We start from the raw sequence: 24,549 nt of genomic DNA on the forward strand, positions 1-24,549 counted from the left end.
TCAGGCGGAGTCGACCGAGGTGGGCTGCGGGGCGTCGTCACCGATCGTGGAGACGCGCTGCTTGGAGATGTAGACCGCGGCGAAGATGCCGGCCGCCGCCGCGACGGCGATCAGGATCCGGATGACGTCGTTCTCGTTCTCCCCGTAGGAGAGGCTGACCACGGCGCCGACGATCAGCAGCGACACCAGGTTCATCACCTTGAGCAGCGGGTTGATCGACGGGCCGGCGGTGTCCTTGAACGGGTCGCCCACCGTGTCTCCGGTGACCGTGGCCGCATGGGCCTCCGAGCCCTTGCCACCGTGATGTCCGTCCTCGACCAGCTTCTTCGCGTTGTCCCAGGCGCCACCCGCGTTGGCGAGGAACACCGCCATCAGCGTGCCGGTGGCGATCGCGCCGACCAGGAAGCCGGCCAGCGGCCCGACGCCGAGCCCGAAGCCGACGGCCACCGGGGCGAGGATCGCCAGGATGCCGGGGGTCGCGAGCTCGCGCAGCGAGTCACGGGTCACGATGTCGACGACCCGGCCGTACTCGGGACGGGCGGTTCCCTCCATGATCCCGGGGATGTCGCGGAACTGGCGCCGCACCTCCATCACGACCGCGCCGGCCGCCCGGCCGACGGCGTTGATCGCCAGGCCGGAGAAGAGGAACACCGCACAGGCGCCGAGCAGGGCGCCGACGATCAGCTTGGCGTCGTAGACCAGGAAGTCCTGGTCCAGGACGTCACCGACCTCGGCATAGGCACTCTGGGTGTACGACGCGAACAGGGCGCTCGCGGCCAGGACGGCCGTCGCGATCGCGATGCCCTTGGTGATCGCCTTGGTCGTGTTGCCGACGGCGTCGAGCTCGGTGAGGATCTGCGCGCCCTCCTCGCTGACGTCGCCGGACATCTCCGCGATGCCCTGGGCGTTGTCGGAGACCGGCCCGAAGGTGTCCATCGCGACGATGACCCCGACCGTCGTGAGCAGGCCACAACCCGCCAGGGCGACGGCGAACAGCGCGAGACCGGTCGAGCCGCCCGCCAGGAGCGCCGCGCCGAACACCGCGGCGCCGATCACCATCGCGGTGTAGACCGCGGACTCGAAGCCGACCGAGAGGCCGGACAGGATGACGGTCGCGTGACCGGTCAGCGAGGTCTTCGCGACGTCCTTGACCGGGCGGTGCTCGGTGCCGGTGAAGTAGCCGGTCAGGGCCAGGATCGCGGCCGCGAGCACGATGCCGATCACGACCGCCCCGGCGGCGAACACCGGCGGCGACAGCTCCGCGGTGGCGCCGGAGCCGAGCTCGCTCCACTCGCCGGGGAGGTAGATGAACGCGGCGATCGCGCTGGCGACCGCACCGACCGCGGCCGACATGTAGAACGCCCGGTTGATCGTCTTCAGGCCGCTCTCACCAGCCCGCGGCTTGGTGAGGTAGACGCCGGCGATGGCGGACAGCGCGCCGATCGCGGGGACGATGAGCGGGAAGACCAGCCCCTTGTCGCCGAACGCCTGCGAGCCGAGGATCAGCGCGGCGACCAGCGTGACGGCGTACGACTCGAACAGGTCGGCCGCCATGCCGGCGCAGTCGCCGACGTTGTCACCCACATTGTCGGCGATCGTCGCCGCGTTGCGCGGGTCGTCCTCGGGGATGTTCTGCTCGACCTTGCCGACCAGGTCGGCGCCGACGTCGGCGGCCTTGGTGAAGATGCCGCCGCCGACCCGCATGAACATCGCGAGGAGCGCGGCGCCGAAGCCGAAGCCCTCCAGCACGTTGGGCGCGGCGCTCTGGAAGATGATCACGACGACACTGGCGCCGAGCAGTCCGAGGCCGACGGTGAGCATGCCGACGAACGCACCGGTCCGGAAGCCGATGTTCATGGCGGGGTCACGGCCCTGCTCGTTGGCCGCAGCCGCCACGCGCAGGTTGGCGCGGACCGCGAGTGACATGCCGAGGTAGCCGACCGCCCCGGAGAAGCCGGCACCCACCAGGAAGAAGACCGACCGGAAGATCCGGACCGCCCACTCCGACTGCAGACCGCCCGCGTCGTCCGCGGTGTGCGCCGGCAGGGCCAGGAGGACGACGAACGCGATGGCCGCGAAGATCGTCAGGGTCCTGAACTGCCGGGTGAGGTAGGCGTTCGCCCCCTCCTGCACGGCCTGGGCGATGCGCTGCATGTTGGGAGTGCCCTCGCCTGCGCGCAGCACCTCCGATCTGAACAGCACGGCCATGCCCAGGGAGCCGAGAGCGATCACGGCCACGATCACCACGAGGGCGAGGTCGCCCCCGGTGACTTCGACATCGACGACGAACGGACGGGGCATACGACTGCCTCCTGCGGGGGTTCAGGGTCGGCCACGGGGGCCAGGTCTGAGATCGTGCCCGGAGTCTACGCAGAGTGTGGCGTAGAACACATGGAGGTTGTGACCGGAGTCACAGGAGCGTGAGGTTTCCGCGCCCGTCGGTGGCCACGTGTCGGCCGACGTGGGACGTTGCCGGCCCGGAGCCGTAGGGAGCGAGGAACGAGCGGGGCGCTCGCGGCATCAGGCCAGGGCGGCCTCGGGGGACTCGTGGATGACGAAGACCTTGGCCAGTCCGGTGATCTTGAAGATCTTCAGCAACCGGTCGGCGTTGCAGACCAGCTCGAGCGAGCCGTCGTGCGCGCGGACCTTCTTCAACCCGCCGACGAGGACGCCCAGGCCCGTGGAGTCGAGGAACTCGACGGCCTGCATGTCGACGACGATGTCGTAGGTGCCCGCCGCGACGAGCTCGGTGATGGTGTCGCGCAGCTTCGGGGCGGTGTAGACGTCGATCTCGCCACCCACGGCAACGACGGTGCGCCCACCGACCTCGCGCGTCGACAGTGTCAGATTCACGACCTCACCCCGGATAGCTCACCTACGTCTGGTGGCACTTATCAAACCATGCCGACCGCGCGCACGCGCAAGGCGCGGACATGCCGTCGGTATGCCTGCGACCCCGTGTCGGGGGTCCGGGGGACAATCGGGGCATGACCGCGCAGCCCGATCTCGACGTCGCCCCGGTCGCGGGCCGCGACCCGGGCGCGCTCCTGGACCGGCTGACCGCGCTGCCCTCGCGAGCGGACCGGCTGACCCATCGGGAGCGGGTCCCCGCCCGGGCCGCGGCCTGCGCGGCGTGGCCGGGATGGGCCGATCCGGACGTCGTGGCGGCCTATGCCCGACGCGGGGTCGTGGTGCCCTGGCAGCACCAGGTGGCCGCCGCCGAGGCGGCGCACCGGGGCGAGCACGTCGTGGTGGCGACCGGCACGGCGTCGGGCAAGTCGCTGGCCTACCTCCTGCCGGCTCTGTCCACCATCCGCGCCAGCCGCGGTCCTCGCGGGCAGCGCGGCGCCACCGTCCTCTACCTCGCGCCGACGAAGGCACTCGCCCACGACCAGTGGGCCGCCATCGGCGACCTCGGCCTGGACGTCCGGGTCGCGACCCATGACGGCGACAGCACCGCCGAGGAGCGGGAGTGGACCCGCGACCACGCGGAGTACGTCCTGTCGAACCCCGACATGCTCCATCGCTCGCTGCTGCCCGGCCACGAGCGTTGGACCTCGTTCTTCCGCTCCCTGCGCTACGTCGTGGTCGACGAGTGCCACCACTACCGCGGTGTCTTCGGGGCCCATGTCGCCCAGATCCTGCGGCGGCTGCGGCGGGTCTGCGCCGCCCACGGCGCGTCACCGACCTTCGTGCTGGCCTCGGCGACGGTCGCCGATCCCGACCTGACCGCTCGCCGGATGACCGGGCTCGACGTGACCGCCGTGACCGAGGACGGCTCGCCGCGCGGGGCGCTCGAGCTCGGCCTGTGGGAGCCGCCGCTGACGGCCTTCGAGGGGGAGAACGGCGCTCCCGTGCGCCGGCCGGCGACCGCCGAGACCGCCGACCTGCTCGCCGATCTCGTCATCGAGGACGTCCGGACGCTGGCGTTCGTGCGCTCGCGGCACGGTGTGGAGACCGTGGCCCGGCGGGCGGGCGAGCTGGTCACGGAGGTCGACCCGTCGCTCGCGGGGCGGATCGACTCCTACCGCGGCGGCTACCTGCCGGAGGAGCGCCGGGCGCTGGAGCAGGAGCTGCGCAGCGGACGTCTGCTCGGCATGGCGGCCACGAACGCACTCGAGCTCGGCATCGACGTCAGCGGGCTCGACGCGGTCGTCGTCACCGGCTACCCCGGCACCCGCGCCGCGTTCTGGCAGCAGGTCGGGCGGGCCGGGCGCGACGGCGGCGGTGCCCTCGGCCTGTTCGTCGCGCGCGACGACCCGCTGGACACCTACCTCGTGCACCACCCCGACGCGCTCCTCGGCCGGCCGGTCGAGGGCACCGTGTTCGACACCGACAACCCCTACGTCCTCGGCCCCCACCTGTGCGCCGCCGCGCAGGAGCTGCCGGTGACCGTCGCCGACGCCGAGCTGTTCGGTCCCCGGATGCGCGAGGTGCTCGGCTCCCTGGTCGAGCGCGGGCTGCTGCGGCGCCGCGCGGCCGGGTGGTACTGGACCGACCGGGCCCGCGCCGCCGACCTCGCCGACATCCGCTCGAGCGGCGGCACGCAGGTGCAGCTGGTCGAGGCCGGGACCGGCCGGGTCGTCGGCACCGTCGACGGCGGCCGGGCACACGGCACCGCCCACGAGGGCGCGGTCTACCTGCACCGCGGCGAGACCTGGCTCGTCGACTCGCTCGACCTCGACGAGCACGTCGCGACCCTGCACCGCGCCGACGTCGACCACACGACGACCGCCCGCGAGGTCACGGACATCGAGATCGTCGAGGAGCGCGAGCACGTCGACTGGGGACCGTGCCGCGTCGCCCTCGGCACGGTCGAGGTCACCAGCCAGGTCACCTCCTTTCTGCGCCGCCGCGCCCGCACCGGCGAGGTGATCGACGAGCGGCCGCTCGACCTGCCACCGCGCACCCTCGCCACGGCCGCGGTGTGGTGGACGGTGCCCGACCGCCTGGTCGCCGACCTGACGACCGCCGGCGGACTCGCGCCGGCGGACCTGCCGGGTGCCGCCCACGCCGCGGAGCACTGCTCGATCGGTCTCCTTCCGCTCTTCGCGACCTGCGACCGCTGGGACATCGGAGGCGTGTCGACGGCCCGGCACCCGGACACCGGCGTCCTCACCGTCTTCGTCCACGACGGCCACCCGGGCGGTGCCGGCTTCGCCGAGCGCGGCTACCGCACCGCCGCCGCCTGGCTACGCGCCACCCGGGCGACCATCGCGGCCTGCGAGTGCGCGACCGGCTGCCCGTCGTGCATCCAGTCGCCCAAGTGCGGCAACGGCAACGACCCGCTCGACAAGGCAGGTGCCATCGCGTTGCTCGACGTCCTGCTCCGCGAGGCGCCGTCCGCGCCCGCCGACTCGGAGTAGCCTGCCGCCATGCTGCTGCTCGGACTGGTCCTGCTGGTCGTCGGCGTCCTCGGGCTCGTGCTCAGCTTCTTCGGGGCGAGCATCGACTACACGCACCGCTCCGCCGAGATCATGAACTGGGACGTCGCTCCCGGGACGCTGGTGCTCTGGGGTGCCGTCTCCACCCTCCTCTCCGTGGCCGGCCTGTGGATGATGAAGGCGGGCGCCAAACAGGGCTGGAAGCGCCGCAAGGAGCAGAAGCGGCTCTCCGAGCTCTCCGAGAAGCTCGACCAGGTCGAGCTCGAGCGTCGGCGCAACGAGCTCGCCGACGACGAGTAGCACGACGACTGCCCCACGGGGCTGTCGGCAGGAGGCCGGTCGGGCCCCGCCCCGGGATCACGGCGCTCGGGGAAGGGCGGGACCGGCGCGCGCGGTCGCGACCAGGTCCTGGTCCTGCCCGAGCCACCGCGGCCCGCGGACCCGGACCGCCACCTCCGCCTCATGCCCGTCCGTCCGGCAGGAGTGCAGCTCGGCACCGTTGTCCGCGGCGACCTCCGCGGCGGTCGCGCAGGGGTCGCGCCCGGAATGGCCGACCTGCCCCGCGAGCGCCGTCGCCGCGGCCAGGGCGGCCAGGTCGGCCGCGGCCTGGGCCCGGCGCTGCGCCACCACGATCGCGCCGACGACACCGGCGGCCGCGCCGACCAGGAGCAGGACGCCCGCCATCGCGAGAGTGAGGACGCTCGCCGCACCGCGTTCGCCCGGCCCGGTCACGGCCCGCCGCCCTCCTCCTCGGCGATCGCGACGGCCTCGGCGTCCAGGGTCGCACCCGGCATCGCCGCGAACAGCCCGCCGGGGCCGCTGATCCGGCCCCGTGCCCGCACGACGATCCGATCCCCCACCTGCCGCACGGTCAGCCGAACCCCGTCGGGTGCGATGCGCTCGCCGAGCGTGACCGCCGCACCGGTGTCGTCGCCGCGAGCCACGGCCCGAGCGGCCTCCCGGGCCGCGTCGACGGTGCGGACCTGGCCGATCGCGACCGCGAGCAGCCACACGAGGCCAGCGGTCACCGCGAGGAGGATCGGCAGCGCGAGCGCCAGCTCGGCGGTCACCGCACCCCGCTCCCGGGTCGGACGGCGGACCGGGTCAGCCCAGCCCGAGGAGGCCCAGGACATGGTCGAACAGCGTCTTGATCAGCTTGTCGCCGAAGCCGCCGCTGAGCAGCTTGTAGAGCAGCCCCGCGAAGCCGGCGCCCGCGGCGGTCGCGACGGCGTACTCCGCGGTCGTGACGCCCCGTTGGTCTGCCGTGCGCGTGCGAGCGGCGGCGGGGCGGAAGGTGGACAGTGGCACGGTCTTCTCCGTTCGTCTGCAGCCGCCCGATGCGGCTGTCGGACCCGATCGTGCGCCGCCCGGCCGATCCCGGGACGCCGACGCCCTCGGGCCTGTGGACGAGGTCCGGCCCGGCCTCGGCCTGGGGAGGATCGACGGCCCCCGTCGGGACGTGAGGGGCGGCTGATCAGCGCCGCGGCCGGCTCCGGCGCCTCCGAGGTCCGGGCCGGTCAGCCGCTCACGATGCTGCCCGCGAGCGACACCGCCAGCGGGACGATGCCCAGGAGCAGGAACGCCGGCAGCAGGCACACGCCCAGCGGCACGGCCGCGCGGACACCGACCGCGCGGGCCCGGTCCTCCACCTCCGCCCGGGCTCGGGAACCGAGCTCGTCGGCCAGCCCCTCCACGGTCGCCACCACCGGGGCGCCGGTGCGGTGCGCGCGGGCGAGGGCGCGGCCGAGAGGACCGAGCTCGGGGTCGTCGGCCAGCCGCGCCCACGTCGCGACCGGGTCGCCGCCGAGCCGGAGGCGCGCGGCGACCCCGGACAGCCGGGCGGACGCCGCTCCGGGCAGGGCACGGCAGACCAGCTCGATGGCCTCGGCCGGCGCCTGACCGGCGCGCAGGGCCGCGCCGAGCAGCGTGACGACGTGGGGCAGGTCCCGCCGCACCTCCGCACGCCGCAGCCGGACCGCGCGCGGCTCCAGGCGACCGGCCGTCGTACCGACGACCAGGGCGACCACGACGCCGACGGGGACGGCCAGGGGCCCGCCGAGCACCACCGCCGCGCCGGCCCCGGCGAGCAGTGCCCAGACGAGGCGCCCGCGCCGCAGGAGTCCGTCACCCTCCGCCTCGCCCTCCCCGCTGACGAGGGCCCTCGGTCCCCCACGCCGCTCCTCCGCGGCTCCGGCGGGCCAGCCCGGACCGCCACGGCGGCGCGCCGGGCCGAGGAGCAGGGCCACCGTCACGAGCAGGGCGAGGGACGCCTCAGCCATGGCGGTCGACGTCGCGGGCGAGCGCCGCGATCCAGGCGAGCCCGGCGTACCCGGCGGCCAGGCCGCCGGCGAGGCACGCGAGCCCGGCCGGGTGGCCGAGCAGGAAGCGGAGCGGGTCGCCACCGGCTCCGGAGCCCATGGCCAGGGCGAGGACGGGCAGCGCCGCGAGCAGCCGGGCCGTGGCGCGCGCGGACGCGAGCTCACCGGCGACGATCCGGCGGGTGCGCTCGCCGGCGCGCAGGTCGGCCGCGACTCGGCCCAGGGTGTCGGCCAGGCCGTGCCCGGTGCGATGCGCGACATGCCAGGCGGCCGCCACCACGCGCAGGGCGTCGGCACCCGGGGTCGCGGCGAGGGAGCGCAGCGCGGCCACGACGTCGCCGCCGGTGCGGGCCGCGCGGGCCGCGGGTGCGACCAGCGGCCATTCCGTCGCCGCGCGCTCGAGGGCGCCGGCGGCGGTCTGGCCGGCCGCGAGCTCGGCGCGCAGGGCGTCGCAGAGGTCGACCACCCGGAGACGCACGAGGGCCGCGGCACGGTCGCGACGGCGCGCCGCGAGAGCCCGCACGGCGGCGACCACGACGGCCGTCGCGAGGAGCGGGAGCACCAGGCCCGGCAGGGAGCCGGGGCCCAGGAGCGTCGCGGCGCCCACCGCGACAGCCACGACCGTCAGACGCCGGCGACGCCGACCGGCCGGGACGCCGGCGACGTCCGGGTCCACCTCGCCCGGGCCGTCACGACCGGAGTGAGGGCCCGCCCCGGCCCGGTCGGGGAGGCGCTCGGGAGCGGGCCGCATCAGCGCGAGCGCGGCAGCGAGCGCCAGGGCGACGACCACCATCACCTCCTCCCGTCGAGCAGGTCCAGCAGCCGCTGGGCCCCGGGTCCGGCCGTGGGGGTGCCGCCGGCATCGAAGGCGACGGCCACCTCGGTGCGGGCGATCCCGTCCGGGCCGCGGACCAGGACGGCGACCTCGCCGAGTCGCCGTCGGCCGGATCCGCGGTCGCGCCGGACATGGAGCACGACGTCGAGTCCGGCCGCGAGCTGGCTGTGCGCCGCCTCGCGCGGCAGGCCCGCGCCGAGCGCGAGCGCCTCGACGCGAGCGGGCACGTCGGCGGCGGAGTTGGCGTGCAGCGTCCCGCAGCCGCCCTCGTGCCCGGTGTTCATCGCGGCGAGGAGGTCGACGACGGCGGCGTCGCGGACCTCGCCGACGACCAGCCGATCGGGCCGCATCCGCAGCGCCTGGCGCACCAGGTCGCGCAGCGCGACCGCGCCCGCCCCCTCCAGGTTGGCCGGGCGGGCCTCGAGCGCGACGACCTGCGGGTGGTCGGGACGCAGCTCGGCGGCGTCCTCGACGACCACGATCCGCTCGGCCGGGTCGACGGTGCCGAGGAGCGCCGAGAGCAAGGTCGTCTTGCCGCCGCCGGTGCCGCCCGTGACGAGGAACGCCAGCCGCGCCTCCACGACCCGCCCGACGACCTCGACGCCCGCGTCGGAGAGCGCCCCGGCGGCGCGCAGCTCGGCGAGGCTGAACCCGCCGCGACGCGGGATGCGCAACGAGATCGCCGTGCCGGGCTGGGCCAGCGGGGCGAGCAGCGCGTGGCAGCGGGTGCCGTCGGGCAGCCGGACGTCGGCCCAGGGCGCGGCGTCGTCGAGCCGGCGACCACCGCTCGCCACCAGCCGCTGGGCGAGGCGGCGACACGCCTCCTCCGAGGGCAGCACGACGTCGGTGACCTCGACGCCGTCGCCGCGGTCGACCCGGACCGGGCCCGGGCCGTTGACGAGCACGTCGGTCACGCCGGGCAGGCCGAGCAGCGGCTCCAGCGGACCGGCGCCGATGACGTCGCGGCGCAGCGCCTCGTAGACCGCGAGGACCGTCGCGTCGCCGACGGGCCGACCGGCCTCGCGCAGCGCCTGGGCCACCCGGTGGGGGCTGAGGTCACCGGGCTCGCGGGCCAGCCGGGCGCGTACCTCCTCGACCAGCGCGGACACGTCGGTGCGTGCGGAGGCATCGCCCGGGGACGTCATGCCGCGGCCTCGGCGAGCGGCGCCTCGAGCACCCGCGCCGCGGCCCGAGCGAGCGGACCGCGCAGCGAGCGCAGCGGCCCGAAGCCGAGGTCGACGGCCTCCGCGAGTCCTCGCTGGTCGCGCATCTGCGCCCGGACCGGCAGTCCGACCGCGCGAGCCACCTCCCCGGCGGCGAAGGCCTCGCCGCGCAGGACGACGCCGGGATCGGCGTGGTCGGCGAACCGCGCACGCATCCGCGCCGCGCCGGCCACGCCCACCACGCTGCCGACGGTCACGACCACCAGCTGGTCGCAGCGCGCCGCGACCTCGTCGACCAGCGGGTCGGGCGATCGCGGGAGGTCGACGACCACCACCCGGTGGCCCCGGCGGGCCGCGGACAGCGCCTCGCGCACCGCGAACGCCTGCAGCGTCTGGGGGCGGCCGTCGACGTACCAGGACAGCACCCCGAGCGTCCCCCGCCGGGGGAGCGCCTCGCGCAGCGAACGCGCCGAGAGTCGGCCCGTCGTCCGGCACAGGGCGTCCCACCGGAAGCCCTCGGAGCGCTCGAGGCCGAGCATCCGGTCCAGACCGGGCCCCTGCGGGTCGCAGTCCACGACGACGGCATCGCCGGACCGGGCGGCCCACTGGCCGAGCGCGCACGCGAACGTGGTCGCGCCGGCTCCTCCGGTGCCGCCGATCACGCCGATCACGTGTGCCCGCTCGGGGTGGCGCTCCGTGAGGTCGGCGAGCAGCTCGACGAGCCAGTCGGCCGAGCCCGGCAGCTCGATGACGCTCTCGGCGCCGAGGTCGAGGGCCGTGCGGAACAGCTGGTCGGGCGGACGGACGTCGGTGACGACGTAGCTGCGCGCCCGGAGCTCCGGCGCCACCCGCGCCATGGCGGTCGCGAGGTCCGCGCCGACGAGGACGACCGGCGCGCGGGTCCAGGTGGTCAGGGCGGACCGCGGGTCGCGGGCGATCGTCGGCGCGACGTCGGCGGCCGCCGCGAGCGGCAGCAGCGAGGCCAGCAGGTCGTCATCGGCGGTCACCACCAGGGGAGGCACGTCCGCGGGGCGGGCGGGCGAGGGATGAGGGGATCGGTTGCGGTTCATGAGGAGGTTGTCGCCGTCCACCGGCACCGTCATGCGACGCCCACCCGGGCCTGTGGGAACACCTGCGAAGCACCGCAGCTGTGGAGGACGAACGGCGACGGGTGTGACGGATGGGGCTGGCTACGATGGGCGCCATGGCCTCCGCGGGTACGCCGCCCACCGCCGCGTTCTTCGACCTCGACAAGACGATCATCGCCAAGTCGAGCGTGCTGGCCTTCAGCAAGCCGTTCCAGGCCGGCGGCCTGATCTCGCGCCGGGCCGTGCTGCGCTCGGCGTACGCCCAGTTCGTCTTCATGGTCGGCGGCGCCGACCACGACCAGGTCGAGAAGATGCGGCAGTTCATGTCGCAGCTGTGCGCCGGCTGGGACGTCGCGACCGTCCGCGAGATCGTCGCGGACACCCTGCACAACGTCGTGGACCCCCTCGTGTACGACGAGGCGGTCCGTCTCATCGACGAGCACCATGCCGCCGGGCGGGACGTCGTCATCGTCTCCACGTCCGGCAGCGAGGTCGTCGAGCCGATCGGTGCGCTCCTCGGCGCCGACCGGGTGATCGCGACCCGGCTCAAGGTGGAGGACGGCCGCTACACCGGGGAGATCGAGTACTACGCCTATGCCGAGGAGAAGGCGAACGCGATCCGCGCGCTGGCCGAGACGGCGGGGTACGACCTCGAGGGCTCCTACGGCTACTCCGACTCGGTCACCGACGTGCCGATGCTGGAGGCGGTCGGCCACCCGCACGCGGTCAACCCGGACAAGGAGCTGCGCAAGGTCGCGGCGGGCAACGGCTGGCCGGTCCTCGTGTTCACCCGGCCCGTGGCCCTGCAGTCGCGCTTGCACCTGCCGCCGCCGAAGCCGACCCTCGCGGCGCTCGCGGTCGGTGGGGTGGTCGCGGCCGGTGCGGCGCTGTGGATCGGCACCCGCCGCCGCTCTCTCGGCGCCTGAGCAGCCGGCGGAGAAGTCCCCCCAACCCGCCAGCGTTCCCCTCCCCGGCCGAAAAGACAACCCTTGAAGGTGGCTCCGAGGCGGCGTACAAAGGACATCAAGAACTCAAGAGCAACACGTGATCCAGGTACCCACGCGGCGATCTACCCTTCTGAATTGGGCGCTGGCATTCGGAAGACTTCCGGAGCAGTTGTTGATGGTGCACGCCTGGTAGCCACGGTTCACGTGTCAGCGGTGGCACCCGAGACGACCAAGCCTCGGGTGCCACCTGCATTTGTCTGGCCGAGCGTGTCGCCGGCCCGGGGCCGGGCACGCTGGGGGCCGGCTACTCGGCCGCGCGGACCAGCGGGCTCGCCTCGGCGGCGGCCGACCACGCCTCGACGGCGTACAGCAGCCAGGCGTGCATGCCCGCCGGACTGCCGCTCGCCCAGCCGCGCAGGTTCGACTCGTACTGAGGGCGGAGCGCGAGATGCGCGGCCTCGGGTACGACGAGCGACTTCTCGTCCACGCCGCGTGCCGCGGAGACCAGTCGTTCGGCCGCCCGGGCGACGATCCCGTTGTGGGAGCCGAACGGCGCCGCGGTGACCAGCTCGGCATGGACGACCGAGGCCACCGCGAGGGCGGGCGCCTCGGTGGGGGCGGTGACCAGCTCGGCGATGCCTCGCAACCGCGAGGCGGACTCGCCGTCGCGCGGTCGGCCGAGGAGCTCGTCGGGCAGCGTGCCGCGCGCCACGAGGGTGTGCATCCGGGCGAGCGCCTGGAGCGGCTGGCGGCGCAGGACGGGCATCAGCGCCAGGAGCTCGGTGGAGAGGCGGACGGCGTCGCCGGCGATCTCGTCGCCCTCCCCGGCCCGGACCTCCGCCAGGGTCGACCGGGATCCCTCCAGCACCGCGCTGGCGTGCGCACCCCGCAGCAGCGACTCGGCGGTCAGCTCCGGACCGGTCCGGCGCAGACCCCGGTCACGGAGCACCACGTCGATGCCGTCGCGGGCACCGGCGAAGCCGGAGGGGATCCCCTCGAGGGAGAGCAGCCAGGCGTGCGGGTCGGTGGTCACGGGGGAAGCGTAGAAGGGTAGACGGGTAGAAGACATGGGAGGTGTAGAGGTAGAATCGGCCCAGGAGGTCGGCGATGAGCCTGAACATCAAGAATCCCCGGGTCCACGAGCTCGCCCGCGAGGCTGCGCGGCTGACGGGGAAGTCCCAGACCGGTGTGATCGAGGAGGCCCTGGTGAGGCTCCTGGCGGAGTACGGGGTCGATCCAGCCGAAGCGGAACGACGACGCCGGATCGACATGGCCACCGCGATCAGCCTGCGCTGGCAGGAACGACCCCGAGTCCCCGGTGAAGAGGATCGGATCCTCGACGATTGGGACCTCTATGACCCCGAGACGGGCCTGCCTGCGTGATCGTCGACACTTCTGCATTGATCGCCATCCTGGTCGACGAGCCCGAGCGAGAGCTGTTCACCGAGTTGCTCGGGAGCCGACGGTCGCGGATCTCGGCGGCCAACTGGTTCGAAGCAGCCATGGTGGCCGAAGGACGAGGAGGACGGCGTGCGACGGTCGACCTCGACCGGCTCGTCGACATCCTCGGCATCACGATCGAGCCGGTCACCGTGGAGCACGCGACGGCCGCCCGGATCGCCTTCCGTCGCTACGGCAAGGGCTCAGGCTCTCCCGCCAAGCTCAACTTCGGCGACTGCTTCGCCTACGCGCTGTCCGCGGCCACCGGCGAGCCCTTGCTGTTCAAGGGCGACGACTTCACCCACACCGACATCCTGCGCGCCGTCTGAGCCCTCCGGTCGCAGCGTGCCTCCGCCATCCGGAGCCGCACCGGCCGTACGCTCGGCTCCGATGGCTACCGACTCCACTCCCGACGCACCGGGCCTCTGCTTCGGCAGTGTGGCCGAGGCCTACGACCGCGGCCGCCCCGGCTACCCGCGCGAGGCCGTCGCGTGGCTGACGGGCGAGGAGCCGCTCGCGGTCCTCGAGCTGGGCGCCGGCACGGGCAAACTCACCGAGCACCTCGTGGCGCTCGGGCACGACGTGCACGCGACCGACCCCGACCCGCGGATGCTCGACCGCCTCGGCACCCGGCTGCCGGAGCTGCGGGTCTCGCAGACGGCGGCCGAGGAGATCCCCGCCGCGGACGCGACGTACGACGTGGTGATCGCGGCGGACGCCGACGAGTGGTTCGACAGCGAGCGGGCGCTGCCCGAGATCGCGCGGGTCCTCAAGCGGGGTGGCACGTTCGCGATCGTGCGCAACGTCCGCGACGAGCGGATCCCGTGGGTGAAGCGGCTCGGCAACCTGATCGGCCGCCACACGATCGGCGCGGGCGTCGGCGACGCGGTCGAGTCGTCGCCGTACTTCGGGCCGGCCGAGGACGCCTCCTTCAAGCAGTGGCAGGTCATCGACCGCTCGTCGGTGCAGGACCTCGCGCGCTCGCTGCCCGACGTCGCCGGCCTGGACCGCACCGGGCAGGAGTCGAAGGTCCGCGAGGTGCTCGCGTTCTACGACGACTTCGGTCGCGGCATGGACGGCATGCAGCTGCCCTGGGTCACCGAGTGCTTCCGCGCGGTCGTCGGCATCCAGCCGAAGACGATCCGCCAGACCTCCGCGCCCACCGGTACGCCGGCCGCGGAGCCCGCCGCCGAGAGCGGCGCGGAGGGTCCGGGAGGTTCGGGCCCGGAGCCGGTCGGCGAGGACACCGTCCCGGTGGCGCTCGCCCCGGCCGTCGAGCCCCCGGCCGACGACGACTCCGGCATGCTGCTCATCGACTTCCGCTGACGCCGTCCCGATGTGGGGCGAGCGCGGGATCCGATCCGCGGCGGGTCACCGACGCTCTCACGCGCCGTCCGCTCGACGATGGCCCGCCCGACGCCCGGCCGGGCGGGCATGATGAGTCCATGCGGACCGACCGGCTGTGGCGACGCGGGCGGCTGGGGAGCGAGGCGGACCGGGCGGCGTTCCGGGCGCTGCACCAGGCCTCCCTGGCCGCGCCCGCCCTGCGCGAGGGGCTGACGACGCAGAGCGCGGAGCGCGCCGTACGCCACCTGCGCAACCTGCTCGGTACGCCGGCCGTGGCGATCACCGACACCGAGGCGGTGCTCGCGTGGGACGGACTGGGCAGCCACCACGTCGACCAGGCGGCGGCCGTGGGACTGCTGGCGATCGAGAAGGGCAGCACCCGCACGGTGGACCGCGGGCAGCTCGGGTGCGCCGTCGGCGGCTGCCCGGTCCGCATCGGCGTGGCCAGCCCGCTGGTCGTCGAGGGACGGATGCTCGGCACCGTGCAGGCGTTCGCGCCGTCGCCGACGGCGGGCCTGGTCCGGGCGACGGAGGAGGTGGCCGAGTGGGTGTCGGGGCAGCTCGAGCTGGCCGAGCTCGACGCCCACCGCAACCGGATGATCGAGGCGGAGGTGCGGGCGCTGCGCGCGCAGATCAGCCCGCACTTCGTCTACAACTCGCTCAACGCGATCGCGAGCTTCGTGCGGACCGACCCGGACCGGGCCCGCGAGCTGCTGCTCGAGTTCGCCGACTTCACCCGGTACTCATTCCGCCGCCACGGCGAGTACACGACGATCGCGGAGGAGCTGCGCTCGATCGAGCGCTACCTCCTGCTGGAGCAGGCGCGGTTCGGCGACCGGCTCCAGGTGACGCTCAACGTGGCCCCGGAGGTGCTGCCGGTCGTGGTCCCGTTCCTGTGCATCCAGCCCCTCGTCGAGAACGCCGTGCGGCACGGACTGGAGAGCGTCGAGCAGTCCGGTCAGCTCACGATCCTGGCCCACGACCGCGGCCACGAGGCGCTCCTCGAGATCGAGGACAACGGCGTGGGCGAGGACCCGGAGAAGGTCCGGCGGGCACTCGCCGGGGACAGCTCGCTCGACTCGGTGGGCCTGGGCAACGTGGACGCGCGACTGCGGGCCGCCTTCGGCGACGACTACGGTCTGGTCGTGGAGACCGCACCGGGGGCCGGGACCAAGGTGATCGTGCGCGTCCCGAAGTTCGCGCCGGGGGTGACGGTGTGAGCGGGAGCGGTGGTCCCGGGGCGGCCGGCCTTCGGGTCCTGGCGATCGACGACGAGCGGCCGGCGCTCGACGAGCTGAGCTATCTCCTCCGGGCCGACGACCGGGTCGCCGAGGTCGTCGCCTGCTCGTCGGCGACCGAGGGACTGCGGGTCCTGCGCGAGCGCGAGGTCGACTGCGTCTTCCTCGACGTGCAGATGCCGGGGCTGAGCGGGCTCGAGCTGGCGGAGGTCCTCGGCCGGTTCAAGCAGCCACCGCCGGTCGTGTTCGTGACCGCGCACGAGCAGCACGCGGTCGACGCCTTCGACCTGCGCGCCGTCGACTACGTCCTCAAGCCGGTCCGGCCCGAGCGCCTCGCGGAAGCGGTACGTCGCGTCCTCGGCGGCGCGTCCCCCCGCCAGCCCGCGACGGACACCCAGGTGGCGGTGGAGCGGGGCGGCGTCACCCGCTTCGTCGACCGCGGCGACATCACGCACGTCGAGGCGCAGGGCGACTACGCGCGGCTGCACACCGCCGGCGGGGAGGCGTACCTCGTGCGGGTCCCGCTGACGACGCTCGAGGAGGAGTGGGCCGAGGCCGGCTTCCACCGGATCCACCGCTCGCTCCTCGTCGCGCTGGCCCATGTCACGGAGGTCCGCACGGAGGAGGGGCGCACCTCGGTGCGGATCGGCGCGACCGAGCTCCCCGTCAGCCGGCGGCACACCCGCGGCCTGCGCGACGTCCTCGTCCGCCGGGCCCGCGCGGGGTCATGACGGAGCGGGTGCGGGTCACCGGCCCGCCGCGGCACCCGGCCGCGGGGAGCCCGGCGGGCCCGTCCAGTCGCTCGAGCCCGTCGAGCCGGCTCGGCGACGTCCACGAGCAGACCGCCCTCGGCGACGTCTACCTGCGCTCGCTGCTGCGCGAGCAGCTCGGCCTCGCGGTCCGGATGCTGGGGCTGCTGGCGGTGACACTCGGGGCGCTGCCGCTCGTCTTCCACCTCGCGCCGGGGCTGGCGGACGCGCGACCGCTCGGCATCCCCTTGCCCTGGCTGCTGCTGGGCGTCCTGGCGCACCCCTTCCTCCTGCTGCTCGCGTGGCGCTACGTGCGTCGGGTCGAGCGAAACGAGCGCGCCTTCGCCGACCTCGTGGGCAGCGACCCCGCACGGACAGCGGGCGACGAGCCATGAGCACGGACGCCGTACCTGGGCTCGTGGCGGTCGTCCTGGTCACCTTGGTGACCCTGGCGATCGGCATCTACGGACTGCGCTTCTCGCGCACGACGAGCGACTTCTTCGTCGCCTCGCGCACGGTGCGGCCGGGCCTGAACGCGTCGGCGATCGGCGGGGAGTACCTCTCCGCGGCGTCCTTCCTCGGCATCGCGGGACTGCTGCTCGTCGGCGGTGCGGACATGCTCTGGTACCCCGTCGGCTGGACGGCCGGCTATCTCGTCCTGCTCGTGCTCGTCGCCGCGCCGCTGCGGCGCTCGGGCGCCTACACGCTGCCCGACTTCGCCGAGGCGCGGCTCGGCTCGCGCACCGTCCGCGCGGCCTGTTCGCTGCTCGTGGTCGGCATCGGCTGGCTCTACCTGATCCCGCAGTTCGAGGGCGCCGGGCTGACCCTGCGCACCGCGATCGGCGCGCCGGAATGGGCCGGCCCGGTCGTCGTCGGGGGCGTGGTCCTCGCCAACGTCACCTCCGGCGGGATGCGGTCGGTGACCTTCGTCCAGGCGTTCCAGTACTGGCTCAAGCTGACCGCGCTGCTCGTCCCCGTCGCGGTCCTGCTCGTCGTGTGGTGGGGCGACGGTCGACCGCGCGGCGCGGCGGGGGACGACGGGTGGTCCGTGCCGGTCGCGGGCGACGGCGGGATCGGTCTCTACACGACGTACTCCCTCATCGCCGCGCTCTTCCTCGGCACGATGGGACTGCCGCACGTCGTCGTCCGCTTCTACACCAATCCCGACGGCCGCGCCGCGCGCCGGACCACGGTCGTGGTCCTCGCCCTGCTGGGGCTGTTCTACCTGTGGCCACCGGTGTACGCCGCCCTCGGCCGCGTCTACGCCGGGTCGCTGGTCGCCGAGGGACGCTCCGACGTCCTGGTGCTGGAGCTGCCACGGCTGATGCTCGACGGGCTCGGGGGCGACCTCCTCACCGGCCTGGTCACCGCCGGCGCGTTCGCGGCCTTCCTCTCCACCTCTTCGGGGCTGGCGATCGCGGTCTCCGGCGTCCTCACCCAGGACCTCACCACCCGGCTGCTCGGGGAGCAGCGCGGCGGGGTCGCCGCGTTCCGGCTCGCGGCGGTCGTCGCGGTCGTGATCCCGATCGGCGCCGCGCTGCTGGTGCGCAACGTCGGGGTCGCCCAGTCGGTCGGACTGGCGTTCGCGGTCGCGGCCTCGACCTTCTGCCCCCTCCTCGTGCTCGGCATCTGGTGGCGACGGCTGACCGCCGCCGGCGCCCTCGCCGGCCTCGCCGCCGGTGGACTCGGTGCGGGCGGGGCCGCGATCGCCACGCTCGCGGGCTACGCGCCCGGCGGCTGGGCCGGCGCCGCGCTGGGCCAGCCCGCCGCGTGGAGCGTGCCGCTCGCCGCGGCGGTCATGGTCGTGGTCTCGCTCGCGACGGCCGACCGGGAGCCGGCGCACGCCCGCCGGTTCCTGGTCCGCCTGCACACGCCGGAGTCGCTCGGCCGCTGACCCCCGTCGACGGCTCAAGCCGCGAGGACGGTCGGGGCCGGGACCCCGGCGTCCGGGCGGAGCTCGCCACCAGGCGCCTTCGCGGCGACGGCGAGCACGACGAGCCCGGCCAGGGTGATCGCCGCACCCGCCCAGAGCGGCGAGGTGTAGCCGAGGCCGGCCGCGAGCGTGACACCCCCGAGCCAGGCGCCGAGGGCGTTGCCCACGTTGAAGGCGGCGATGTTGGCGCCGGAGGCGAGGGTCGGCGCGGCGCTGGCGTAGTGGAGGACCCGCATCTGCAGGCCCGGCACCGTGGCGAAGCCGACGCCGCCCATGAGCAGCAGCGCGACGACGGTCGCCGGCTTGCTGCCCGCGACGAGCGCGAAGGCGGCCAGCACCGCGGTGAGGGCGGCGAGGACGATCAGCAGCGTCCGGACCAGGTCACGGTCGGCGGCGCGACCGCCCCCCAGGTTGCCGGCGAACAGGCCGACGCCGAAGAGCACCAGCAGCCACGGCACGGCACCGGCCGCGAAGCCGCTCACCTCGGTGAGCGTGAACGCGATGTAGGTGAAGCCGCCGAACATGCCGCCGTACCCGAGGACGGTGACGGTGATCGAGAGCCAGACCTGGGGGCTGCGGAAGGCGGCCAGCTCGGAGCGCGCGCTCGGCGTACCGGCTGCCGCGGCGCCACGGGCCGCGGGCACGAGGGCGGCGATGCCGACGAACGCGAGGACGCCGATGACGGTGATCGCCCAGAAGGTCGAGCGCCAACCGGCGGCCTGGCCGAGGAGCGTGCCGAGCGGGACGCCGAGGACGTTGGCCAGAGTGAGGCCACCGAACATGAATGCGATGGCGCTGGCCTTGCGGTCGGGGGCGACCAGCTGCGCGGCGACGACCGAGCCGATGCCGAAGAAGGCGCCGTGACACAGGGCCGCGACGACGCGGCCGGTCATCATCACGCCGTACGACGCGGCGACGGCGGAGATCAGGTTGCCGAGGATGAACAGCACCATCAGGCCGAGCAGCGCGGTCTTGCGCGGGACCCGGGTGAGGGCGAGGGTCAGGCCGATGGCGCCGACCGCGACGCTGAGGGCGTAGCCGGAGATGAGGTAGCCGGCGGTGGTCTCGGTGACGGCGAAGTCGTCCGCGACCTCGGGCAGCAGGCCCATGATCACGAACTCGGTGAGGCCGATCCCGAAGCCGCCGATGGCGAGGGCGAGGAGTGCGACAGGCATGGGTCTTCCTGGAGGCAGAGGCGTGGCGTACGGAGATAGTCAGCGCGTGCATTAGTTGCACACGCGTCATATTCGATAGTTGCACACGCGCGCTATCCGCGCAACTCGGGTATACTGGGAGCCTCACGAGGAGGGACGACGATGGGCATCGCCGACGACGCGGTCGAGATCCGCACCCAGGGATGGCGCACGCTGGCCGCGCTCCACGGGCTGATCGAGACGGCACTGGAGAAGGCGCTGCAGCGCGACCACGACCTGTCGGTCGTCGAGTTCACCGTGCTCGACGCGCTGAGCCGTCAGGACGGCTGGCACATGCGGATGCAGCAGCTGGCCCGCGCCGCCGCGCTGTCCGCGTCGGCCACGACCCGCCTCGTCACGCGCCTGGAAAACCGCGGCCTGCTCAGCCGCATCCTGTGCGCCGACGACCGGCGCGGCATCTACACCGAGCTCACGCCGGCCGGGCGCGCCCTCCTGGAGAAGGCGCGCCCGCTGCACGAAGAGGTCCTGCGGACCACGCTCGACGAGGCCGGCGAGGTCCCCGAGCTCGCCGACCTCGTCCACTTCGTCGGGTCGGTGGGCACGGTGGGCACTCGGGCCTGACCGCCGCCGTACCCGGCATCCGGGTCACGCCGACGGCGGATGCACGACCGGAGTGCCGGGTACGACGAGAGCCGGGGTGGGCTACGGGAGGCCCGGCGCGACCGGCGCCAGGTCGAACTGCCACTCGCGGTAGAAGTTGTCCGCGAGGTCGAGACGCGACCCCCCGACGATCCGCCCGGTCTCCGGGTTGCGGACGCCCTCGAGCACCCGCCCGCCCGTGAGCAGCGAGGCGAGGTGGACGCGCTGGCTCTCCGGACAGACCAGGGTGACCTCCAGTAGCTCCGGTCCGCCCAGCTCGAAGTAGAACCCGTTGCCCTCCTTGCGCACCCGCAGGTCGGCCCACAGCTCAGCCTCGTCGAAGCTGCCGGAGCTGTCGAAGCTGCAGGTCGCGGCTCGCGTCGCGGTGTACGTCCCCTCGGCCTCCTCGAGCCGGTAGAAGATCTCGCCGTTGAAGTCCTGGTCCTTCACCACGGTGACGTCGAGGGTCCAGGTCGCGAGCTCGACGATGCCGGGGGCGGGCTCGAGGCGGGTCACGCCCGAGATCGCGCCGGCCCACCGCTCGGGCAGGCCCTCACCCCGACAGGACCGCATCACCTCCGCCGTGCAGACGTCCGGATCGTCCGGCGAGTTCTCCGGGCCACCCGGCGCGCCGCCGTTGCACTGGTCGCGGCCCGGCCCGCCGTCGCAGACGTCGACCCCGAAGCCGCCGTTCAGCTCGACGTCGTCGCCGCCACCGCCGGAGAGATGGTCGTTGCCGTCGCCGCCGTTGAGCCGGTCCGGGTCCGGACCGCCCATCAGCGTGTCGTCGCCACCCTCCCCGTTGATCGAGTTCCCCGGCCACGAGGACTTGAGCAGGTCGTTGCCCTCGCCGCCGTACAGGGTCTGGCCCGCGTCGCCGGTCGTCATCGAGTCGTCCCCCTCCTCGCCGAAGCCGAAGCCGCCGGCCCCGGAGCCGAGGGCGATGAGGTCGTTGCCCGGTCCCCCGCGCAGGACGTCGGTGCCCTCGCCGCCGTCGATGGTGTCGTTGCCCGCACCCCCCGTGACCAGGCGGTCGTCGCCGCCGCCGGCCGTGATCCGGTCGTCGCCCGGTCCCCCGTCGATGACGTCGGGGAAGGGGCCGCCGGCGATGACGTCGTTGCCCGCGCCGCCGTCGAGCAGCGTGTCGCTGCGCGTCGTACGGAGCGTGTCGTTGCCCGCACCGCCGTACAGACCGGTGTCGTCGGCCTCGGCGATGATCAGGTCCCGCCCGCCGTCGCCGTGGAGCAGCCCGCCGGCACCGGGTCCGGACCGGATCGTGTCGTTGCCCTTGCCGCCGCACACGATGTCGCGACCGCCGCGACCGTCGATCCGGTCGTTGCCGCCGCGGGCGACGATGACGTCGCGACCCTTGGTGCCCACGATCTTCTCGGCCTTGTTCGTGCCGACGATGGTCGCCTTCTGTCCGGCGCACTTCGGGGTCGCGGCCTCGGCGGCGCCGCCGAGGCCGAGGCTTGCCGGGAGCGCGAGCGCCAGGGCGAGGACGGGGAGGAGATGTCGTCTCATGCCCCGAGGATCGGCTCCCGTGCTTGCGGCGGGCTTGCGGTCCGCTTGGGCGCGGATCGTCCACGGAGCGATGTGACGCGGGTCCGGATTCCGGAGAACCTTCCCCGGAAGGGCCCACGGCCGCCTACGGTCCTCCCATGAGCCAGATCGCGCCCTCCGCTCCGCCCCCGACCTCCGGAAGGAGGCGCCGGGTCGCCGCTGTCGTCGGCGCCATCGGGGTGGTCGCCGTCATCGGTGCCGGTGGCTGGGCCTGGCAGGGCTGGCTGGCCCAGGGTCCCCAGGCGTCGGAGGTGCTGCCCGCCGACACGCTCGCCTACGTCGGGATCGACCTCGACCCGCCCGGTGGCCAGAAGCTCGCGGCCTACCAGGCCCTGAAGCGGTTCCCGAGCCTCGCGAAGCACCTCGGCCTCGACAGTCAGGACGACCTGCGCGGCGCCCTGGTCGACCGGCTGGCCGACGAGAGCGGCTGCGACCTCGGCTACGACGACGTGGCGGACTGGGCGGGCGACCGGGCAGCGCTGGCAGTCGTGCCTCAGGAGGGGAAGGACGTCCCCGCGCCGGTCGCCGTCGTGCAGGTCGGCGACCGGGAGAAGGCGCGGGCCGGCCTGGAGAAGGCGTTCGCGGACTGCGGGGACGACATGGGCTTCGCGCTCGGCGACGGCTGGGCGGTCCTCGCCGGCAGCGATCAGGTCGCGCGCCAGGTCGTCGCCGACGGCCGGCGCGCCCACCTCGGCGACGACGCCGACTTCCAGGAGCTGACCTCGGCCGCGGGCGAGGCCGGCGTGCTCACCCTGTACGCCGCCCCCGAGGCCGGTTCGGCCATGCTCGCGGCCTTGGAGAAGGACCCGTTCCTGTCGGTCCTCCTCGCCGCGCCGCTCGGTGATGCGGCCGATCCGGTCGACCTGCTGATCGCGTTCGCGAACATGACCACGGTCTTCACCGAGGTCGCCGACGACGTCGAGACGGACATGGCAGCCGCGATGACGCCGGAGGAGGAGCGGCTCTGGAAGCGGATGGACGACTTCGACAGCCTCTCCCCCGCCGAGCAGGAGCAGCTGATGGCGGATATGGACGCCTTGTACGCCGACGAGAGCGATGGAACGGGCGACGGGACGGCGGGCGACGCCCCGGAGGGGTTCTGGACGGAGGACGAGCTGGCCGAGGAGTCCGAGCTGTCCGAGGACGAGCTCCTCGACGACTTCTCGCTGCCGGTGCCGGACCTGGTCCGCCAGCGGCTGGAGAGCTTCACCGGGCTCGGCGGGATCGCCCGCTTCGCCGACGGGGCGCTGGAGGTGGAGGTCGTCGCGGACCCGCTGCTGACCGGCCCGGAGGGGCGGTACGCCGGAACGCACGCGCTCGAGGCCATCAGCGGCCTCCCGGACGACGCGGCCCTGGCCTTCGGCGCCGGCTTCGGCACCGACTGGGCCGAGCAGGCGATCACCGAGGGCCCGACGGCGTTCGGCAGCGAGCCGGAGAGCCTGCTGGCCGACTTCGAGAAGGGCACCGGCCTCACGCCCGATGACCTCGAGGACCTCGGTGGGGACACCGTCGCGTTCGTGGCCGGTCCCGGGTTCGAGGACGCGTTCGACTTCGACGGCGTGTCCGGCGACGCACCGATCGCGGCACGGATCACCGGTGACCTCGCGAAGGTCGAGTCGGCGCTCGAGAAGGTGCGCGCCGCGTTCGGCGGGAAGGACGTGCTGCCGTCGGTCCGCACCGACGACGCGGTGGTGGTGGGCGCCGACCGCGCGTTCGTCGAACGGGTCGCCGAGGAGACGGGGACGCTCGGCGACTCGGACCGCTTCGCGAACGCCGTGCCCGATGCCGACCGCGCCCTGACGATCACCTACGTCGACTTCGACCGCGGCGAGTGGGCCGGGGCACTCGGCGAGGGTGACGTCGCCCCCGGTGACCTCGCGCCGCTCGACACCGCGGGCATGACGGTGAGCGACGCCGGCGAGCGGCAGCGGATCGTGGTCCGCCTGACCTTCGACGACTGACCCGGGCGGTCCCTCAGCCCGGCGGAGCGGCTCGGACCGGCAACCGGCTCAGACCGGCACCCGCACGGCGGCGGGGGCGAGCGCGCGCGCCCGCTCGACGACCAGGTCGACCAGGCGGGGGTGCGGTCCGAGGACGCCGGCGACGACGCCGGCACCGGCGGCGTACGCGTCGCGGCGGGCCCGGTGGTGGAAGTGGCCCGTGGCGAGGAGGTACGGCGACACGGCGTCCCCCGGCCGGACGACCTCCGCGAGCCGGGGGCCACGGCCGGAGAGCGTGGCGAGGCGGACCGGCGCGCCCCAGGCGTGGGCGAGCAGGTGGGCGGCGGCGTCGAGGTCGGCGGACGCGGCGGGATCGGTGGAACCGGCCGCGACCAGGACCACCGGCTGGCCGGGGGTGGCGCCGGCGGCGCGGAGCCGGTCGGCCTGGGCCGCGGCGAGCAGCACGTCGGGGCCGAGCGAGCGGCCGAGCCGGACCGGGCGGTCCGTGGCGGCGAGCATCGCCGGCAGGTCCTGGCGCAGGTGGTAGCCGGTCGAGAGCAGCAGCGGCACGGCCACCGCGGGCGTGGCGACGTCGGCGACGACCTCGGCGAAGAGTGGCGCGCACAGCTCGACGTACGACGCCGTGGCGGCCCAGCCGAGGCGCGCGGCCGCGGCCTCGGTGAGCCGGCGGGCGACCTCGTTGCCCGCGGCGGTGCGGGTGCCGTGGGCGACGGTGACCAGGTGGGGTGCGGGCGTCACGTCACGCGTCCCGCGGGCTCGAGCCCACGGGACGCACGACACTGCGGCGGGA

At 74.4% G+C, this 24,549-nt stretch carries 25 protein-coding genes; 12 read left to right on the forward strand and 13 right to left on the reverse strand.

Annotation, left to right across the window (positions count from 1 at the left end; genetic code table 11):
• The gene (locus tag ACPZVR_RS23060; protein WP_436702026.1) at positions 1 to 2,301 is read right to left on the reverse strand and encodes a sodium-translocating pyrophosphatase; all 2,301 of its coding nucleotides are present in this window, start codon (positions 2,299 to 2,301) and stop codon (positions 1 to 3) included.
• 219 nt (positions 2,302 to 2,520) lie between these two features.
• Positions 2,521 to 2,853, reverse strand: coding sequence for an STAS domain-containing protein (locus ACPZVR_RS23065; protein WP_436702027.1), 333 nt, complete (start codon positions 2,851 to 2,853; stop codon positions 2,521 to 2,523).
• Between the two features lie 134 nt (positions 2,854 to 2,987).
• Between ACPZVR_RS23065 and ACPZVR_RS23070 the strand changes: the two genes are divergently transcribed.
• Entirely contained in the window at positions 2,988 to 5,366 is a 2,379-nt protein-coding gene (locus ACPZVR_RS23070) for a DEAD/DEAH box helicase (RefSeq protein WP_436702028.1), read from the forward strand.
• A 9-nt stretch (positions 5,367 to 5,375) separates the two neighbouring features.
• Entirely contained in the window at positions 5,376 to 5,684 is a 309-nt protein-coding gene (locus ACPZVR_RS23075; RefSeq protein ID WP_436702029.1) for a hypothetical protein, read from the forward strand.
• Positions 5,685 to 5,741: 57 nt separating this feature from the next.
• Here the strand turns inward: ACPZVR_RS23075 and ACPZVR_RS23080 are convergent, their stop codons facing one another.
• The 7 genes from ACPZVR_RS23080 to ssd all read right to left on the reverse strand — a co-directional run bounded on the left by ACPZVR_RS23080 (position 5,742) and on the right by ssd (position 10,803).
• The gene (locus tag ACPZVR_RS23080; protein ID WP_436702030.1) at positions 5,742 to 6,116 is read right to left on the reverse strand and encodes an Rv3654c family TadE-like protein; all 375 of its coding nucleotides are present in this window, start codon (positions 6,114 to 6,116) and stop codon (positions 5,742 to 5,744) included.
• Entirely contained in the window at positions 6,113 to 6,454 is a 342-nt protein-coding gene (locus ACPZVR_RS23085) for a TadE family type IV pilus minor pilin (RefSeq protein WP_436702031.1), read from the reverse strand. The genes ACPZVR_RS23080 and ACPZVR_RS23085 overlap by 4 nt, the downstream gene beginning before the upstream one ends.
• A 34-nt stretch (positions 6,455 to 6,488) precedes the next feature.
• A complete protein-coding gene (locus ACPZVR_RS23090; protein ID WP_436702032.1) occupies positions 6,489 to 6,692 on the reverse strand; it encodes a DUF4244 domain-containing protein in 204 nt (67 codons plus the stop codon).
• 209 nt (positions 6,693 to 6,901) lie between these two features.
• Positions 6,902 to 7,663: a type II secretion system F family protein gene (locus ACPZVR_RS23095; RefSeq protein ID WP_436702033.1), complete on the reverse strand. Its 762-nt coding sequence runs from the start codon at positions 7,661 to 7,663 to the stop codon at positions 6,902 to 6,904.
• The gene (locus ACPZVR_RS23100; RefSeq protein WP_436702034.1) at positions 7,656 to 8,492 is read right to left on the reverse strand and encodes a type II secretion system F family protein; all 837 of its coding nucleotides are present in this window, start codon (positions 8,490 to 8,492) and stop codon (positions 7,656 to 7,658) included. Before ACPZVR_RS23100 ends, ACPZVR_RS23095 begins: the two co-directional genes overlap by 8 nt.
• Before the next feature lie 2 nt (positions 8,493 to 8,494).
• Positions 8,495 to 9,682, reverse strand: coding sequence for a TadA family conjugal transfer-associated ATPase (locus ACPZVR_RS23105; protein WP_436702035.1), 1,188 nt, complete (start codon positions 9,680 to 9,682; stop codon positions 8,495 to 8,497).
• A complete protein-coding gene (gene ssd, locus ACPZVR_RS23110; RefSeq protein WP_436702036.1) occupies positions 9,679 to 10,803 on the reverse strand; it encodes a septum site-determining protein Ssd in 1,125 nt (374 codons plus the stop codon). Before ssd ends, ACPZVR_RS23105 begins: the two co-directional genes overlap by 4 nt.
• Before the next feature lie 101 nt (positions 10,804 to 10,904).
• On the opposite strand from ssd, the gene ACPZVR_RS23115 reads away from it, so the two are divergent.
• Entirely contained in the window at positions 10,905 to 11,714 is an 810-nt protein-coding gene (locus tag ACPZVR_RS23115) for an HAD family hydrolase (protein ID WP_436702037.1), read from the forward strand.
• A 325-nt stretch (positions 11,715 to 12,039) separates the two neighbouring features.
• Here ACPZVR_RS23115 and ACPZVR_RS23120 read toward each other — a convergent pair whose 3' ends face one another.
• Positions 12,040 to 12,768, reverse strand: a complete 729-nt coding sequence (locus tag ACPZVR_RS23120) for a Fic family protein (RefSeq protein WP_436702038.1) — start codon at positions 12,766 to 12,768, stop codon at positions 12,040 to 12,042.
• 74 nt (positions 12,769 to 12,842) lie between these two features.
• Here ACPZVR_RS23120 and ACPZVR_RS23125 point away from each other — a divergent pair, with 74 nt between their 5' ends.
• The 7 genes from ACPZVR_RS23125 to ACPZVR_RS23155 all read left to right on the forward strand — a co-directional run bounded on the left by ACPZVR_RS23125 (position 12,843) and on the right by ACPZVR_RS23155 (position 18,403).
• Positions 12,843 to 13,118, forward strand: a complete 276-nt coding sequence (locus ACPZVR_RS23125; protein WP_436702039.1) for a type II toxin-antitoxin system VapB family antitoxin — start codon at positions 12,843 to 12,845, stop codon at positions 13,116 to 13,118.
• Positions 13,119 to 13,135: 17 nt separating this feature from the next.
• Positions 13,136 to 13,504: a type II toxin-antitoxin system VapC family toxin gene (locus ACPZVR_RS23130; protein ID WP_436702040.1), complete on the forward strand. Its 369-nt coding sequence runs from the start codon at positions 13,136 to 13,138 to the stop codon at positions 13,502 to 13,504.
• A 61-nt stretch (positions 13,505 to 13,565) separates the two neighbouring features.
• Positions 13,566 to 14,501, forward strand: a complete 936-nt coding sequence (locus ACPZVR_RS23135; protein WP_436702041.1) for a class I SAM-dependent methyltransferase — start codon at positions 13,566 to 13,568, stop codon at positions 14,499 to 14,501.
• A 119-nt stretch (positions 14,502 to 14,620) separates the two neighbouring features.
• A complete protein-coding gene (locus ACPZVR_RS23140; protein WP_436702042.1) occupies positions 14,621 to 15,742 on the forward strand; it encodes a sensor histidine kinase in 1,122 nt (373 codons plus the stop codon).
• Positions 15,739 to 16,491, forward strand: a complete 753-nt coding sequence (locus tag ACPZVR_RS23145; protein WP_436702043.1) for a LytR/AlgR family response regulator transcription factor — start codon at positions 15,739 to 15,741, stop codon at positions 16,489 to 16,491. The genes ACPZVR_RS23140 and ACPZVR_RS23145 overlap by 4 nt, the downstream gene beginning before the upstream one ends.
• Positions 16,488 to 16,904 (forward strand): hypothetical protein, encoded by a 417-nt coding sequence (locus ACPZVR_RS23150; protein ID WP_436702044.1) that lies wholly within the window; start codon positions 16,488 to 16,490, stop codon positions 16,902 to 16,904. The genes ACPZVR_RS23145 and ACPZVR_RS23150 overlap by 4 nt, the downstream gene beginning before the upstream one ends.
• Complete coding sequence (locus tag ACPZVR_RS23155) at positions 16,901 to 18,403, forward strand: sodium/solute symporter (protein ID WP_436702045.1); 1,503 nt, start codon at positions 16,901 to 16,903, stop codon at positions 18,401 to 18,403. Before ACPZVR_RS23150 ends, ACPZVR_RS23155 begins: the two co-directional genes overlap by 4 nt.
• A 14-nt stretch (positions 18,404 to 18,417) precedes the next feature.
• Here ACPZVR_RS23155 and ACPZVR_RS23160 read toward each other — a convergent pair whose 3' ends face one another.
• On the reverse strand, positions 18,418 to 19,617 hold the full coding sequence (locus ACPZVR_RS23160; RefSeq protein ID WP_436702046.1) for an MFS transporter: 1,200 nt from the start codon (positions 19,615 to 19,617) through the stop codon (positions 18,418 to 18,420).
• 141 nt (positions 19,618 to 19,758) lie between these two features.
• On the opposite strand from ACPZVR_RS23160, the gene ACPZVR_RS23165 reads away from it, so the two are divergent.
• On the forward strand, positions 19,759 to 20,217 hold the full coding sequence (locus tag ACPZVR_RS23165; protein ID WP_436702047.1) for a MarR family winged helix-turn-helix transcriptional regulator: 459 nt from the start codon (positions 19,759 to 19,761) through the stop codon (positions 20,215 to 20,217).
• A gap of 81 nt (positions 20,218 to 20,298) precedes the next feature.
• Here the strand turns inward: ACPZVR_RS23165 and ACPZVR_RS23170 are convergent, their stop codons facing one another.
• Positions 20,299 to 21,759 carry a calcium-binding protein gene (locus ACPZVR_RS23170; protein WP_436702048.1) on the reverse strand — a complete coding sequence of 487 codons (1,461 nt, stop codon included), beginning with the start codon at positions 21,757 to 21,759 and terminating at the stop codon, positions 20,299 to 20,301.
• 137 nt (positions 21,760 to 21,896) lie between these two features.
• On the opposite strand from ACPZVR_RS23170, the gene ACPZVR_RS23175 reads away from it, so the two are divergent.
• Positions 21,897 to 23,759, forward strand: coding sequence for a hypothetical protein (locus ACPZVR_RS23175; RefSeq protein WP_436702049.1), 1,863 nt, complete (start codon positions 21,897 to 21,899; stop codon positions 23,757 to 23,759).
• 48 nt (positions 23,760 to 23,807) lie between these two features.
• Here the strand turns inward: ACPZVR_RS23175 and ACPZVR_RS23180 are convergent, their stop codons facing one another.
• The gene (locus ACPZVR_RS23180; RefSeq protein ID WP_436702050.1) at positions 23,808 to 24,497 is read right to left on the reverse strand and encodes a sirohydrochlorin chelatase; all 690 of its coding nucleotides are present in this window, start codon (positions 24,495 to 24,497) and stop codon (positions 23,808 to 23,810) included.
• Between the last annotated feature and the right edge of the window lie 52 nt (positions 24,498 to 24,549).

The sequence above is a fragment of the Nocardioides segetis genome, from assembly GCF_051390595.1.
GTDB lineage: Bacteria > Actinomycetota > Actinomycetes > Propionibacteriales > Nocardioidaceae > Nocardioides.

Coding starts and splice junctions, on each gene's coding strand:
- ACPZVR_RS23060 (WP_436702026.1), bottom strand. CDS start 2,301: ATGCCCCGTCCGTTCGTCGTCGATGTCGAAGTCACCGGGGGCGACCTC.
- ACPZVR_RS23070 (WP_436702028.1), top strand. CDS start 2,988: ATGACCGCGCAGCCCGATCTCGACGTCGCCCCGGTCGCGGGCCGCGAC.
- ACPZVR_RS23075 (WP_436702029.1), top strand. CDS start 5,376: ATGCTGCTGCTCGGACTGGTCCTGCTGGTCGTCGGCGTCCTCGGGCTC.
- ACPZVR_RS23095 (WP_436702033.1), bottom strand. CDS start 7,663: ATGGCTGAGGCGTCCCTCGCCCTGCTCGTGACGGTGGCCCTGCTCCTC.
- ACPZVR_RS23105 (WP_436702035.1), bottom strand. CDS start 9,682: ATGACGTCCCCGGGCGATGCCTCCGCACGCACCGACGTGTCCGCGCTG.
- ssd (WP_436702036.1), bottom strand. CDS start 10,803: ATGACGGTGCCGGTGGACGGCGACAACCTCCTCATGAACCGCAACCGA.
- ACPZVR_RS23115 (WP_436702037.1), top strand. CDS start 10,905: ATGGCCTCCGCGGGTACGCCGCCCACCGCCGCGTTCTTCGACCTCGAC.
- ACPZVR_RS23125 (WP_436702039.1), top strand. CDS start 12,843: ATGAGCCTGAACATCAAGAATCCCCGGGTCCACGAGCTCGCCCGCGAG.
- ACPZVR_RS23135 (WP_436702041.1), top strand. CDS start 13,566: ATGGCTACCGACTCCACTCCCGACGCACCGGGCCTCTGCTTCGGCAGT.
- ACPZVR_RS23140 (WP_436702042.1), top strand. CDS start 14,621: ATGCGGACCGACCGGCTGTGGCGACGCGGGCGGCTGGGGAGCGAGGCG.
- ACPZVR_RS23150 (WP_436702044.1), top strand. CDS start 16,488: ATGACGGAGCGGGTGCGGGTCACCGGCCCGCCGCGGCACCCGGCCGCG.
- ACPZVR_RS23155 (WP_436702045.1), top strand. CDS start 16,901: ATGAGCACGGACGCCGTACCTGGGCTCGTGGCGGTCGTCCTGGTCACC.
- ACPZVR_RS23160 (WP_436702046.1), bottom strand. CDS start 19,617: ATGCCTGTCGCACTCCTCGCCCTCGCCATCGGCGGCTTCGGGATCGGC.
- ACPZVR_RS23165 (WP_436702047.1), top strand. CDS start 19,759: ATGGGCATCGCCGACGACGCGGTCGAGATCCGCACCCAGGGATGGCGC.
- ACPZVR_RS23170 (WP_436702048.1), bottom strand. CDS start 21,759: ATGAGACGACATCTCCTCCCCGTCCTCGCCCTGGCGCTCGCGCTCCCG.
- ACPZVR_RS23175 (WP_436702049.1), top strand. CDS start 21,897: ATGAGCCAGATCGCGCCCTCCGCTCCGCCCCCGACCTCCGGAAGGAGG.